The organism is Halioxenophilus sp. WMMB6 (assembly GCF_033283405.1).
Classification (GTDB): domain Bacteria; phylum Pseudomonadota; class Gammaproteobacteria; order Pseudomonadales; family Cellvibrionaceae; genus Halioxenophilus.
In genome coordinates this window covers 172379-186141 of sequence record NZ_JAWMQR010000001.1, presented here as the reverse complement: position 1 = coordinate 186141, position 13763 = coordinate 172379, and the positions used below count along the sequence as shown (strand labels likewise).

General features: G+C 57.0%; 10 protein-coding genes. 5 read left to right on the top strand and 5 right to left on the bottom strand.

Going from position 1 to position 13763, the window contains the following annotated elements; all coding sequences use genetic code 11:
• Positions 1–209: 209 nt before the first annotated feature.
• Positions 210–905 (top strand): Crp/Fnr family transcriptional regulator, encoded by a 696-nt coding sequence (locus tag SBL51_RS00750; RefSeq protein ID WP_317928555.1) that lies wholly within the window; start codon positions 210–212, stop codon positions 903–905.
• A gap of 134 nt (positions 906–1039) precedes the next feature.
• On the opposite strand, the gene leuD is transcribed toward SBL51_RS00750, so the two are convergent.
• From leuD to SBL51_RS00730, 4 genes are all read right to left on the bottom strand, one after another.
• Positions 1040–1678 carry a 3-isopropylmalate dehydratase small subunit gene (leuD, locus tag SBL51_RS00745; protein WP_317928554.1) on the bottom strand — a complete coding sequence of 213 codons (639 nt, stop codon included), beginning with the start codon at positions 1676–1678 and terminating at the stop codon, positions 1040–1042.
• Positions 1679–1680: 2 nt separating this feature from the next.
• Complete coding sequence (gene leuC, locus SBL51_RS00740) at positions 1681–3108, bottom strand: 3-isopropylmalate dehydratase large subunit (protein WP_317928553.1); 1428 nt, start codon at positions 3106–3108, stop codon at positions 1681–1683.
• A gap of 177 nt (positions 3109–3285) precedes the next feature.
• Positions 3286–5154: a hydantoinase B/oxoprolinase family protein gene (locus SBL51_RS00735; protein ID WP_317928552.1), complete on the bottom strand. Its 1869-nt coding sequence runs from the start codon at positions 5152–5154 to the stop codon at positions 3286–3288.
• Between the two features lie 15 nt (positions 5155–5169).
• Entirely contained in the window at positions 5170–7230 is a 2061-nt protein-coding gene (locus SBL51_RS00730; RefSeq protein ID WP_317928551.1) for a hydantoinase/oxoprolinase family protein, read from the bottom strand.
• 406 nt (positions 7231–7636) lie between these two features.
• On the opposite strand from SBL51_RS00730, the gene SBL51_RS00725 reads away from it, so the two are divergent.
• The 3 genes from SBL51_RS00725 (at position 7637) to SBL51_RS00715 (ending at position 10794) form a co-directional block, all read left to right on the top strand.
• Positions 7637–8866 carry a class I SAM-dependent methyltransferase gene (locus tag SBL51_RS00725; protein ID WP_317928550.1) on the top strand — a complete coding sequence of 410 codons (1230 nt, stop codon included), beginning with the start codon at positions 7637–7639 and terminating at the stop codon, positions 8864–8866.
• Positions 8866–9234: a hypothetical protein gene (locus tag SBL51_RS00720; RefSeq protein ID WP_317928549.1), complete on the top strand. Its 369-nt coding sequence runs from the start codon at positions 8866–8868 to the stop codon at positions 9232–9234. The genes SBL51_RS00725 and SBL51_RS00720 overlap by 1 nt, the downstream gene beginning before the upstream one ends.
• Before the next feature lie 372 nt (positions 9235–9606).
• A complete protein-coding gene (locus SBL51_RS00715) occupies positions 9607–10794 on the top strand; it encodes a CaiB/BaiF CoA-transferase family protein (protein WP_317928548.1) in 1188 nt (395 codons plus the stop codon).
• Between the two features lie 252 nt (positions 10795–11046).
• Here SBL51_RS00715 and SBL51_RS00710 read toward each other — a convergent pair whose 3' ends face one another.
• Positions 11047–11856 carry a GntR family transcriptional regulator gene (locus SBL51_RS00710; protein ID WP_317928547.1) on the bottom strand — a complete coding sequence of 270 codons (810 nt, stop codon included), beginning with the start codon at positions 11854–11856 and terminating at the stop codon, positions 11047–11049.
• 324 nt (positions 11857–12180) lie between these two features.
• On the opposite strand from SBL51_RS00710, the gene SBL51_RS00705 reads away from it, so the two are divergent.
• Positions 12181–13758, top strand: a complete 1578-nt coding sequence (locus SBL51_RS00705; protein WP_317928546.1) for an FAD-binding oxidoreductase — start codon at positions 12181–12183, stop codon at positions 13756–13758.
• Positions 13759–13763 lie beyond the last annotated feature (5 nt).

Genomic DNA, 13763 nt, shown 5'->3' with positions numbered 1-13763 from the left:
CTCAAGTCTAACGCCCCCAACCCGCCCCAATCGGTCCGCTGACCAGACCCATTTGCAGCCTCCATCACTTAGAACTAATATCATATCCTTATATCATTATAATGGCATGCGAATTGCCTGCTGTGCGCAGGGGTAACAAACTGCCATACCAATAACTATCAGTTGGTTACTTTACCGCCACTCTAAGCTGCTGGGAGATCTACTTCGCCATGATCCAATTAGCCAGAACTGCTCCGCCGAATTTTTTCCAGAACGACTACCCGCTCTTTCGGGACCTGTCCGAAGCCGAACTGCCACTGTTGGCCGACCAGGCCAAACTGAAGGTTCTCGATAAACAGCAGTACCTCTGTATGCAGCACTCCCCCTCCGACCGGGTGTTTAATATCGCCTCCGGTTCAGCAGTGGTGGAACGTATCTCCAACGATGGCCGCCGCCAGATATTGGCGTTTGTCTTCCCAGGCGATTTTGTCGGCCTCTCCAACTCCGACCGTTTCGAATACGGCATTAAGTGCCTGACCGGCACCACCGCCTACGAATTCAAACGGCAAAACCTGTTTGACCTCTCCGAAAAATTGCCAACCCTGAAAGCCAATATCAAAAACATCCGTGCCCTGGTGCTGTCGTTAACCTTTGATCAGGTCTACCTGTTGGGCCAGAAGAAAGCCCACGAGCGCGTCTGTTTTCTGCTGTTGCACCTGCTGCAGCGCCTGCCCGGCGCCACCCAAATGCATTTGGAACTGCCCATGACCCGGGCGGATATCGCCGATTACCTGGGCCTGACGGTAGAGACAGTCAGCCGCTCTATGAGCAAGCTGAAGAAAGAGGGGCTGATTACCTTACCGACACCGAATGCCGTGCGTATTGTCGACCTGGAAGCCGTGCAGGAGCTGGCTGATATCCACTAATGACTATTAACCTGGGGGCGCGATGCCCCCAGTGACCAGCCTTTGCAAACCGCGTTAAATCCCTTCTAAAACGGCCAGGACTGCGCTGCTTTTTAGCAAAGCGAATTCTAGAAAAGCCAGGGCTCCGCATCTTTCTAGAAAAGCCAGGGTTCCGCCACCTTGAGCCGCTGCTCAAACTTTTTGATCTTTTCCGCCTGCAGCAGGGTTTCAGCGATATCGTCCCGGCCCAGCAGCAGTTTCTGGCGACGCGCCTCATCCACAGTAAATGGCCATTCGAAATCGTTGTCCTGGCGCACCACACAGGCTTCCAGATCGACACACAACTGCAGTGGCGGCTCGGCCATAAAGGTGGTCAAAAACAGCTGATCCACGCTGCTCTCGGGCAGGGTGATCGGCAGGATGCCATTTTTAAAACAGTTGTTGTAGAAGATATCGGCAAAGCTCGGTGCAATCACTACGCGAATGCCGTAATCGCGCAGAGCCCACACGGCACTCTCCCGGCTGGAGCCACAGCCAAAGTTCTTGCGCCCCAGCAAAATAGTTGCCCCCTGGAGTCTTGGCTGGTTGAGCACAAAGTCGGGGTTAAGCCGGCGGGTTTTAAGATCGGTTTCGACATCGCCCGGGTCCAGGTAGCGAAGGTCGTCAAACAACCAGCCGCCAAAGCCAAACTTGCCAATAAACTTGAGATACTGCTTGGGCAGGATCGCGTCGGTATCGACATTGGTACGATCGATGGGCAGCACCTTGCCTGTATGTTGGGTAAACGGCTGCATGGTTATGCCTCCTCGCTGATATCGACAAAATGGCCGGCCAAAGCGGCGGCCGCGGCCATAGCCGGACTGACCAGGTGGGTGCGGCCACCACTGCCCTGGCGCCCCTCGAAGTTGCGGTTGGAGGTGGAGGCGCAGTGCTCACCCGGGTAGAGGCGATCTTCATTCATCGCCAGGCACATGGAGCACCCCGGCTCGCGCCACTCAAAGCCGGCCGCCAGAATAATTTTATCCAGCCCCTCCGCCTCGGCCTGACGCTTAACCAAACCGGAACCCGGCACCACCAGCGCCTGTTTTACCGTGGCAGCTACCTGCTTGCCGACGACAACCTGGGCCACCGCGCGAATATCTTCAATGCGGGAGTTGGTGCAGGAGCCGATAAAGACGCGGTCCAGTTGGATATCGGTGATTGCCTGCCCGGCACTGAGACCCATGTAGGCCAGCGCCTCCCGGTATTGCGACGCCTTGGAGGGGTCACACTGCTGCTCGGGGCTCGGCACCCGGGCGTTGACCGCCACCACCATCTCCGGCGAGGTACCCCAGGTCACCTGGGGTTTGATAGCTTCCGCATTAAAGCGATAGACCTTATCGAATTCGGCACCGGCATCGGAGTGCAGGTCGCGCCACTGGGCGACCGCCACCGGCCACTGCTCGCCACTGGGCGCCCGTGGCCGCTCTTTGACGTAGGCTTCGGTGATCTCATCGAAGGCCACCAGGCCGGCGCGGGCACCGGCCTCAATGGCCATGTTACAGAGGGTCATGCGGCCCTCCATACTGAGCCCACGGATGGCGGAGCCGGCAAATTCGATGGTGTGACCGGTACCGGCGGCGGTACCTATCTGGCCGATGATGTAGAGCACGATATCCTTGGCGGTAACGCCCGCAGGCAAGGTGCCAGTGACCTCAATCAGCATGTTCAGCGCTTTGCGCTGCAACAGGCACTGGGTGGCCAGCACATGCTCCACTTCGGTGGTACCAATCCCCACCCCTAAGGCAGCCAAGGCGCCGTGGGTGGCAGTGTGGGAGTCACCACAGACCACGGTCATACCGGGCAGGGTCAACCCCTGCTCAGGGGCGATCACGTGTACGATACCCTGGCGCTCATCGGTGAGGCCAAACTCCGGCAGGCCAAACTCGCGACAGTTTTCATCCAACGCCAACACCTGAATTTTGGAGACCGGATCGGTAATACCATCGACACCCAACTGGCGGTTGCTGGTGGGCACATTGTGGTCCGGCGTGGCGATGGCCGCGCTCGGCCGCCAGGCTTTACGGCCGCTCTCGCGCAGACCTTCAAAGGCCTGGGGCGAGGAGACCTCGTGAATAATGTGGCGGTCGATGTAGATCAGCGACATACCATCGGCGTAATCCATCACCAGGCGACGTTGCCATAATTTGTCGTACAGTGTTTGCGGTTTTTGCAGCGCACCCATAATCAGTTCCAACCTCGGGAAATAACCGGCAACACGACAAAATTGGTCGACAAACCAGGTGTGGATCGAATTGCCAGAGCGTGCCCCTGGCCGAGCGGCCAGGAGTGGAAAATGTTGTTGCGGTGAGGGTTAATCTGCCCGGCCGTTAGCGTTAGCCACCGGCCGGACTGTGTCCGACTAAGCCTTCGCTTTTTGGAATGTTGGCGTTACCGGGGGCTCCAGATGGGTCTCCTCCAGGCAACGGGCTTTGATCTCTTCGATGGTGCCACCGCGGTTAAACAGGGCAACTTCGCCACGCTCGGCCACCAGCTCGGCGCGCAGGGCTCTAGTGGCGTCAACATCGACCGCCCCCTTGGTAATCACCACGCCGTAGCGCTTGGCGCCCTCAACTGAGACCAGTCCGCGTTGAACATCGCTCAACACCAGCGCCGGCTCACGCAGGTAGGGGTCACCCCAGCCGCCGCCACCCCAGGTGTTGAAGTAGAGCAGGTCACCGGCTTTCACGGTGATGTTCTCGCGCTTGGCCGGCAGCCACTCTTCACTGCCATCGGCACGGACCAGCAGTTTGGTGGAGCGCATACCCGGCTCACCGCCGTTCACACCCCAGGGGTAGACCAACCAGCGGTCATCGTGAATACCGATCTCGCCATCGCACAGGAAGCGGTAAGCCACACTCAAGCCGTTACCACCGCGGTGCAGACCGGCACCACCGGAGTCGACGATGGTTTCGTAGGTTTCGATACGCATCGGGAAGTAGGACTCAATAAACTCGTTGGGCACGTTGGTGAAGCCCGGCCACAGGGAGTGGCCATCGGGGCCATCGCCCACTGGCCGACCGGGAATACCGCCGAAGCCGATCTGGAACAGCTGGAACCACTCGCCTTTGTCGTCGTAGCCAGAATAGAACAGGTGTGGCGAGTCACTGAAGCCAGCGGCGTTGAGCAGCTGCTCCGGTGCGCCCATGCCCAGCAGAGCACCCAAAATATCGAAGATGCGGCCCAGGGCGTGGGTACGGCCGGAGAGCGCTGCCGGGTATTTCGGCTTGAGCAGAGTGCCCTCGGGAATACGCACATCGACCAGGTCGTAGAAGCCATCGTTGAAGATGATTTGCGGGTCGACCACGTTGATGGTGAAGGAGCCGAAGAACATCTTGAACATCTCTTCGTTGAGGTAGAAGTTCACTGAGCTCTGCGCCTGCGGGTCGGTGCCGTCAAAGTCGAAAATCACCTTCTCGCCTTCACGCCACATTTTGCAGTTGATCTTGTAAGGGCCCATGCCTTTACCGTCATCACACAGGTAGTCGCAGAATTCGCGCGGCTCTTCCGGGATGAACATCTTGATGATCTGGCCCATGGCCATCTTGTTGCGCTCCAGCATGATCTCCATGGTGGAGTCGAACACGTCGTCACCAAAACGCTCGGCCAGCTCGTTACAGCGCTTAGCCGCGGTTTTACAGGCGGCGACCAGGGCGTTCAGGTCAAAGCGGTTCCACTGGGGCGTGCGCACATTGTGCAGAATCAGCTCCAGCACCTCTTCCTGCAGCTCGCCCTTTTTGTAGAGCTTCACCGGTGGAATACGCACACCTTCCTGGAAGATGGTGGTCGCTTCAATCGGCATGGAGCCAGGCACCATACCGCCGTTGTCGGACATATGGCCAAACATCGCCGCCCAGGCGATGTGGCGGCCATCTTTAAACACCGGTACCAGCACCAGCCAGTCGTTCAGGTGGGAGATGGCAGCGTTACACATGTAGGGGTCGTTGGTGAGGATGATGTCACCCTCTTCCAAGGTACCGTTGTAGGCGTCGGTGAAGCCCTTGATAAACGAACCCATCTGGCCCACCACCATCTTGCCTTCGCGGTTGGCAATCAGCGGGAAACAGTCACCCTGTTCGCGAATACCCGGCGACATGGCGGTACGAAAGAGTACGGCATCCATCTCTTCACGGGCGTTGCGCAGGGCGTTTTCAATAATATCGACGGTGACCCCATCCACGTCCACGCGTTGTAATGGGGTGTTGTTGGTTTCTAAAATCGTTGCACTCATGCTTGCATCCCCCACTTACTTCACAGGATTGATTAACAGGTTGCCAACCGCGTCGATATTGGCCTGGTAGCCCGGCAATACCACGGTGGTGGAGTCCATTTCGCTGATAATCGCCGGCCCGGCAACCACCAGTTTCTGGTGCAGTTTGGCGCGGTCGAAGAGCGCGCCTTCATGCCACTGCCCTTCGTAGAAGAAACGGGTTGGCTGAATTTTGCAGTCGTCCAGAGAGAGAATCTCTTCGCCCAGCGGACGCTCGGCAATAGAGCCGGAAACCGCTTTCACCAGGGCGCGAATCATCAGAATTTCGTGGCCATCACCCAGCTTGAAGGTGAACAGCTTTTCGTGCTCCTGATCAAAGTGATCGGTGAGCACCTTCAAGCCGCCGGTTTTCAGCTCCTGCTCAGTGAATTCAACGCTGATTTCAAAGGCCTGGCCGGCATAGCGCAGGTCAGCCTGGAAGACCACTTCCAGGTCGGCTTCGTTAATACCATCGGCAATCAGGGATTCCGCCGCGCGGGCGCGCAGCTCACCCAGGTCGGCCAGCAGTGAGTCGACGTTGGTATCTTCCGCCAGAGAGAGATAGGTACGGGTGGCTTCATCCTGCACCTGGGTGGTGGCGTCGCCGTAGGCGCACAGCACACCCGGGCCAGGCGGCACAATGACCGGCCAAGCTTCGGTCAGAATACCCAGGGCGTTGGCGTGCAGCGGGCCGGCACCACCAAAGCCGACCAGAGAGAAGTCGCGCGGGTCGTAGCCCTGCTCTACCGAGACTAAACGCAGCGCACCAAACATCGCTTCGTTAACAATTTTGATAATACCCTCGGCCGCTTCCATCAGATCGATACCCATGGCATCGGCAACTTTCTGTACCGCCGTGACGGCAGCATCGCGATCAATGGCCATGGCACCACCCAATTGGGCGTCGGAAGGCAGGTAACCCAACACCACGTTGGCATCACACACAGTGGGTTCGGTGCCGCCTTTCATGTAGGCCGCAGGGCCAGGCACCGCACCGGCAGATTCCGGGCCGACGCGCAGCGCTTTGGTCAGCTCGGGCACAAAGGCGATGGAACCGCCACCGGCACCCACGGTACGCACATCCACGGAGGGGGCGCGCACGCGCACGTCACCGACTACAGTTTCGCGGCGAACCTTGGCTTTGGAGTTTTGAATCAGCGCCACGTCGGTGGAGGTACCACCCATATCGAAGGTGAGGATATTGTCGAAACCGGCGCGGCTGCAGAAGTAGATCGCACCCGACACACCACCGGCAGGGCCGGACATCAACAGGTTAACCGGCGATTCGGCCGAGGCACGGCCGGAGGCGAGGCCGCCATCGGAACGTAAAATAGAGAGCTGAACCTCTTCGCCCATGCGCTCTTCCAGAGAGTTCTGCAGGTTTCTAACGTACTTGGCCACTTCCGGACGCACGTAGGAGTTAACCACGGTGGTTTCGGTGCGCTCGTACTCCTGCATTTCCGGTACAACTTCGCTGGAGATAGAGATCGGAATCTCGCCAAACACCTCTTCGGCGATCGCCTTGGCGCGCAGTTCGTGGCTGGCGTTGAGGTAGGAGTTGATAAAACAGATGGTCAAGGCTTCAACCTCGCCTTTGGCGGCCAGCTTATCCATGTCGGCACGCAGGGCCTCTTCATCAAGGGCGGAGACAATCTCACCCTTGGCATCGATACGCTCGGCGGCACCGATGGTCAGCTCCAGTGGCGCCAACAGCGGATTCTTAACGTAGCTGACCCAACCACCCAGGCCGCCGGGGCAGAAGGAGCGGGCCACTTGCAGAGTCTGCTCATAGCCCTTAGTGGTCACCAGGCCGACCTTGGCACCCTTGCCGGTCAACACGGCATTGGTGGCGACGGTGGTACCGTGCATAACACGGTGAATCTGTTTGGGATCGACCCCGGACTCTTCACAAATTCGGGCCACGCCATTCAGCACACCCACCGATGAGTCGTGAGGGGTTGACGGTACTTTGGCGGTAAAGGTCTTGCCTGTCTGTTCATCAATTAACAGCAGGTCGGTAAAGGTACCGCCCACGTCAACGCCTAAACGATAACTCATAGTTAACTCCCCTCAATTTAGGAATTCCAGAAATGCTTGGCAGATGCATTGCTCTGCACTGTTGCCTTAAACAACAGATTTGCGGCTAGCCTAGCCAGCCCCCCCGATTTGAGCTATGACAAAAGTCAACATGGGAAAATGGCGGCCAGCGAGAGGGATTTATTGGCGGATTTAAAAAAATAAAGCAGTGGTAGGCCGAGCGGCATCGGGTTTCGATTGATACCGATCAATTGCGCGGCAGCGATAAATTGGTCGGCGGCGGAGCGGGGAAAATGCATGACAAATATCAATGCCGCGGCCGCGATCGATCCTCTAAGGTTGCCCTCAAGAATTACTTCGCAAGATTCAACTCAACACCCTGCCCCAGCACACACAGGGTGTTACCAAAACCAACAAGAGGTGCACCATGCTTAATTGCTTTCAGCAGGCGAAGCACGCCATGCTGCCGGAAACAACACACGATGAGGCATCCCGTCAGGAGTTTGCTAAAAGCCTGAAGGGCTTTATTCAGCAGAAATTACTGCCTGGCCTGGAGCCCATCTATCAACAACGTGTCGCGCCCGCCTTTGAAAAAGCGCATGGTCGCCAGCCGGAAAATCGACAGGATATCCGCAAATGCATGGTTGAGGACGCCTACTTTCAGATGTACGCCTCCACCAACCGTATTGCTCAGGAGCTGCTGTGGGAGTCGACCAATGTTTCCGTCGACCGCCAGCTGCCGGAGCTGATCGAAAAGGCGAAACAGTTGTCGTCTGAGTCGAATGCGCAACTGGTTATCCCCGAAGGCTTTGTACCACCGCGTTACGTCAGCGCCATCGATATTCACTGTATGCCTGGCGGCTACTGTTCAGAAGTGACCGAAGATGACGTCTCTGTCGGCGTGCTCTACGACCGCGGTGTTTACCTCTACACCATGGGCTACACCGGCCCCAACAACGACGACATGGGCCGCTCGGTGTGTAACTACCTGAAGCGCAACAAACCCGATTTCAAACCGCGCCGCATTCTGGATATGGGCTGCACCGTGGGCCACTCCACCCTGCCCTATAAAGAGTATTTCCCCGACGCGGAAATCTGGGGCATTGACGTCGGTGCGCCGGTGGTACGCTACGCTCACGCCCGCGCTCAGGCCATGGGCCGGGAGGTCAACTTCGCGCAGATGAACGCCGAAGAGACCACCTTTGAAGATGGCTATTTTGACCTGGTGGTCAGCCATATTCTGCTGCACGAAACCAGCGGCAAGGCGATGCCAAAAATCTTTAACGAGTGCCAACGCCTGCTGGCGCCGGGCGGCATGATGATTCACGCCGACCTGCCGCCATTCGACCTGATGGACCCGTTCACCCAGTTCATTCTCGACAACGAAACCTGGTACAACAACGAGCCCTTCTGGGGTGCCATGCGCGACATGGACCAAATCGAACTGGCCGAAAAAGCCGGTTTCCCCCGCACCCAGGTGCGCTTCGATACGGCCCCTATGGCGGTCATGGAGTTCAGCGCCCAGTCTGCCGGTTACGACGAAGCCTCCACCGGCGCCGTCGCCGAGCGTGACTTTACCGCCGGTGAATTTGCCCCCGGTGGTGGCTGGGAAGTCCTCATCGCCGAAAAACCCCTGACAGCATCCGAGGTAGCCTGATGACCAATTTCACTGAAGAGAACCGCCCACACGTTATCCGGGATGCGAAAGGAAAACGCCCGGGCTTTTACCGCACCGAGGGAGTTGATGAGCTGCTGTCGATGGTGATGGTGATGGCCGGCGAAATCAGCGTACTGCGCGACCGTCTGGATGCCCATGAGCGGGTAGCCAAGCACAATGGTTTGGACATGGCCAGTGCCATTGAGCAGCTGGAGCTGGACGAAGAGGCCCTGCAGGCACGCGAAGCGGTTCGCCAGGACTTCCTGGAGCGCCTGTTCTACCTGGCCCGCAAAGAGGCCAACGAAGCGGCAACCAACCAAACCGACAGCAGCTTTAACAAAACCATTGAAGAGATCGCGGAAAAGTAATTGGTACTCCCATGTGCAGGTTATCATCTGGTAGCCTGCATGCTTTCGCACTGATACCCCCCTGTAACTCGCCCGCACACCCACCCTAAAACCGCACCTGGCAATCCCACGTCACACCGGCAACCGCCACAGAAATTCAGCCACAACAGGTTGTGCACTTCCGCTTTAGCCTCATTTAGCCAGCCGCCCAGGCGCTTGCTGTAGACCCGCGCCATTGCTTGAGCGCCGACGTTGGCGGCATCCTTGCAATACCTTACGCCACCACCAGTATAAATTAGTTGCGCTCGGCGCTTGAAATATATGATATATTGTTATATCTTTCTAACTTAAGTAAGCAACGCTCTTCAAGCAGTGAACATAGGATTGATGTCAATGACAAACAATGGCCCAAAACCCTTACAAGATCTAAAGGTGGTCGAATTTACGCACATGGTCATGGGGCCAGCCACCGGCGTAATTCTGGGCGATATGGGTGCCGACGTTACCAAGATCGAGCCATTGACCGGAGACAACACCCGCCGCCTGAAAGGCTCTGGTGCCGGTTACTTTCCCATGTACAACCGCAATAAGAAGAGCCTCTGTGTTGACCTGAAATCCGATGAAGGCAAAGCGGTGGTTTTGAAACTGATCGCCGAGGCCGACGTTCTGATTGAGAACTTCCGTCCGGGCGCCATGGATAAACTCGGCTTTGGTTACGAGACATTAAAAGAGATCAACCCGCGTCTGATCTACTGCTCATTGAAAGGCTTTCTTTCAGGCCCCTACTCACACCGCACCGCTCTCGATGAAGTGACCCAAATGATGGGTGGTCTGGCCTACATGACCGGCCTGCCCGACCGCCCCATGCGTTCCGGCTCATCGGTAATCGATATCACCGGCGCCATGTTTGGTGTGATTGGTATTTTGACCGCCGTGCACGAACGCCACCACACCGGTGTTGGCAAGCAGGTGACCGCCTCCCTCTACGAAACCACCGCCTTTATGGTTGGCCAGCACATGGCGCAACAGGCAGTTTCCGGGGTTGAGCCACCGCCCATGTCGGTGCGCAACAGCGCCTGGTCGATCTACGATATCTTCCTCGCCAAAGGCGACGAGAAAGTCTTTGTTGGTGTGGTAAGCGATACCTTGTGGAAAAAATTCTGCGAAGAGTTTGGCCTGACCCAGTTTGCTGAAGACCGCACGCTGGATGCTAACAACGAACGGGTAAAACGGCGTGATGAAATTATCCCGGTGGTGCAGGAGCTGTTTGCCGCCATGGATAAACAGACGCTGATGGCGCGCCTGGATCGAGCCGGCGTCCCCTTCGCACCGGTGAACAAACCGGCGGATCTATTCGACGACCCACACCTGAATGAAGGCGGCTTGCTGGAAGTTACTCTGGCCAATGAAGAGAAGACCAAACTGCCAGTGTTGCCCTTGGAATTTGACGGGCAACGTACCGGTCTCTATCACGACCTGCCCAAAGAGGGTGAAGACACCAAAGCCGTATTGCAGGCAGCCGGTCTGGATGAAACGGCGATCAATCAACTGATCAACGATCGCATTGTGAAAGCGGACTAGACCAACCTTTACCTTGCCCACGGCTTGAGCCGCCGCTAGGCAAAACCCTGGGGTTATATCTGCAATCACCAGGGCAACGATTTATCTCGCTCGGCAATAAATTGGGGGGCTTATGCCCCCACTTTTTTGCTCGTTCGTTCTGCTCAATTTTCTTTAGTGGTTACCCTCTATTATTTCGTCTTTGGGCAATGGTCTGTGGCCCGGTTTTTCTATGCGAGGGTAATCTTGCTGCAGCGTGAAAATCGCCGGCCGCTACTCTTCGGCCGCCTCCGGCTTCTCTTCGTCGAGACTCATGGTCATCTGGTATTGGAAAATAGCCGGGTTGTAGCTGCCGTGCAGAATATCGATCAATTTACCCGCGGTGTCGTAAGAGCGACGCACCAGCACCAACAACGGGTCGCCTTCACGCATGTTCAACTCGCGCGCCACTTCGGCTTTGGCAGGCTCGGCGCTTAACAGCTGATCAATTTTGGAGAGGTACACACCGCTTTTACGCAATAACTCAACCCGGGTGTGCTGCTTTAATGCCGCCTCGGAGAAGAGCTTTTTCGGAGCCAGCGTCCAGCTGATGTAGTAGGCAAAGGGGACTTTTTCGTCTTCCGTTAAACGCACCCGCAACATGCGGCAGGCAGTCTCTTCATTGGCCAGGCCCAGCTCTTCGCGAATTTCCGCCGGGGGTGGCAGCTCGGCGATATCCAGAATATTGGAGACTGTATGCCGACCCATGGTCTCAATACTCTCCAACATACCCACCAGCGGCGCCTTCACGGGCTTTGGCTTGTACTTGTAGGTAACTGAAGTGCCCCGGCCGCGGCGACGCTCTACCAGCTTCTCAGAGGCCAGCTCATCCATAGCCCGTTTCACGGTAATACGGGAGAGGCCAAAGGCGTCACCCAGCTCCTGCTCGGTTGGCAATTGCGCACCGTAGCTGATGGTGCCGTCGACAATTTGCTCTTTCATTAAACTGTAGAGCTGATAGTACAGTGGCGTCGGACCTTCCGTGATCACCCCCTGCTGTTTACTGCGTTTTTTAAGTAGCGCGATTACTGATGCCCTTGCCACACTCTTTCTCCTGTTACCGTGTTCATTGTCCTACCCTACAGTGAACTGAAAGCCGGAATTTGGCCTATCATAATGTATGAATGCCAGATCATTATACTTTTTTATCTGTCGTTCAATAGCAATCACCCGTAAATGCCAATCCGGCACAAACCACTCCCAACCAGGGAATGGTGGAAAAACCGCACTGTCTTACTCCAGCACTGTAATCTTATCCAGACCTGGACGACAAACCGTCATTGATTTAATGTTACATCATTAGTACTTATGTTATAGTGGCGCGATGCAAAAATCCGCTAAAACCAGCACCAGATCAGGAGTCAGATAATGCCGGAACTGATACAGACACTTTCCTCCCTGCTCGGCAGCGAGGGCCTTCTGACCGACGCAGAAAGTTGTGTTTTATACGCCCAGGATGTACTGACCAAAGCCGAGCCGGCCCTGGCCGTGGCCCGTCCGGCCAATACCGAACAACTCGCCGCCACCGTCAAGGCGGCCGTCGCCGCCGGCGTGGATGTGGTACCCCGCGGTGGCGGCATGTCTTACACCTCTGGCTATGTACCCAAAAACAGTGGTTCCATCGTCATCGACATGGGCCGCATGACCCGCATTTTGGAGATCAACACCGAGGACATGTATGTCACCGTCGAGGCCGGCTGCACCTGGGCGGCACTCTATGAAGCGCTGAAAGAGACCGGTTGGCGCACCCCCTTCTGGGGCACGCTGTCGGGACTATACGCCACCGTTGGCGGTGGTGTATCACAAAACGCTATCTTTTGGGGAGCCGGTACCTACGGCTCGGCTGCCGACTCCGTGGTTTCGCTGTCGGTAGTGTTGGCCGATGGCAGTGTCGTTAACACGGGCAGCGCCGCGCACAGCAAAGGCGCCCCCTGGTTCCGTCACTTCGGCCCCGATCTTACCGGTATCTTCCTCTGTGACTGCGGTGCCCTCGGCTTTAAAGCCACAGTAACACTGAAGCTGGTACCCGAATATCCCGCCCGCAGCGGGCTCTCTTTTGCCTCCGACACCGGTGAAGCGATGCTCGCCTTTGCCAGCGATGTTGCCCGCCAGCAACTGGCCAGCGAGGTCTGTGGCTTTGACCCCTACCTGCAAGCCCAGCGTATGAAGCGTGAGAGCTTGGGCAAGGATGTTAAAGCCCTGGCTGGCGTCATGAAATCCGCCGGAGGAATTGGCAAGGCACTGAAAGCCGGCGCCAAGGTGGCATTGGCCGGCCGCGGCTACATGAAGGATGTGAAGTTCTCCATCCACACATTGATTGAAGAGCGCTACGACGCTGTTATTGCCATCAAAGAGAAAGAGCTGCGTCAGCTGGCCGAGAAACATGGCCTGCGTGAAATTGAAAACAGCATTCCAAAAATTCTGCGCGCCAACCCCTTTGGCCCGGTGAACAATATGATTGGCCCCGAGGGCCAGCGCTGGGCGCCGGTGCACGCCCTGGTACCCCACTCCAAAGCAGCGGAGACCTTCCAAGCCATTGAAGCTACCTTCGCCAAACACCAGGCGGCCATTGAGAAATACGATATCGGTTGCGGTTATCTCTTCTCCTCCATTGGCAACAACGCCCTGGCCATTGAGCCGGTATTTTTCTGGCCGGACGAGCTGAACGAGCTGCACCACCACGCCGTAGAAGAGGCGCATCTGAAACGGCTGAAAGGTTTTCCGGCCGACCCAGAAGCCCGTGCTGCGGTCATTACCATCCGCCGCGAACTGGTCGCTCTATTCGCCGATATGGGGCTGGCGCACCTACAAATTGGCAAGGCTTACCACTATCAGCAAAGCCTGCGTCCGGAAGCTTGGGCCTTGGTGGAAGCGCTCAAGCAACATGTCGACCCCACCGGCAAAATCAATCCCGGCTGCCTGGGTTTGGACAAAACCTCAGCCTAATACTT

Bases quoted from the DNA above. Each gene is read 5' to 3' on its own strand.
- SBL51_RS00730 (WP_317928551.1), bottom strand. From the start codon at position 7,230: ATGAGTTATCGTTTAGGCGTTGACGTGGGCGGTACCTTTACCGACCTG.
- SBL51_RS00705 (WP_317928546.1), top strand. From the start codon at position 12,181: ATGCCGGAACTGATACAGACACTTTCCTCCCTGCTCGGCAGCGAGGGC.
- leuD (WP_317928554.1), bottom strand. From the start codon at position 1,678: ATGCAGCCGTTTACCCAACATACAGGCAAGGTGCTGCCCATCGATCGT.
- SBL51_RS00735 (WP_317928552.1), bottom strand. From the start codon at position 5,154: ATGAGTGCAACGATTTTAGAAACCAACAACACCCCATTACAACGCGTG.
- SBL51_RS00725 (WP_317928550.1), top strand. From the start codon at position 7,637: ATGCTTAATTGCTTTCAGCAGGCGAAGCACGCCATGCTGCCGGAAACA.
- SBL51_RS00720 (WP_317928549.1), top strand. From the start codon at position 8,866: ATGACCAATTTCACTGAAGAGAACCGCCCACACGTTATCCGGGATGCG.
- SBL51_RS00750 (WP_317928555.1), top strand. From the start codon at position 210: ATGATCCAATTAGCCAGAACTGCTCCGCCGAATTTTTTCCAGAACGAC.
- SBL51_RS00715 (WP_317928548.1), top strand. From the start codon at position 9,607: ATGACAAACAATGGCCCAAAACCCTTACAAGATCTAAAGGTGGTCGAA.
- leuC (WP_317928553.1), bottom strand. From the start codon at position 3,108: ATGGGTGCGCTGCAAAAACCGCAAACACTGTACGACAAATTATGGCAA.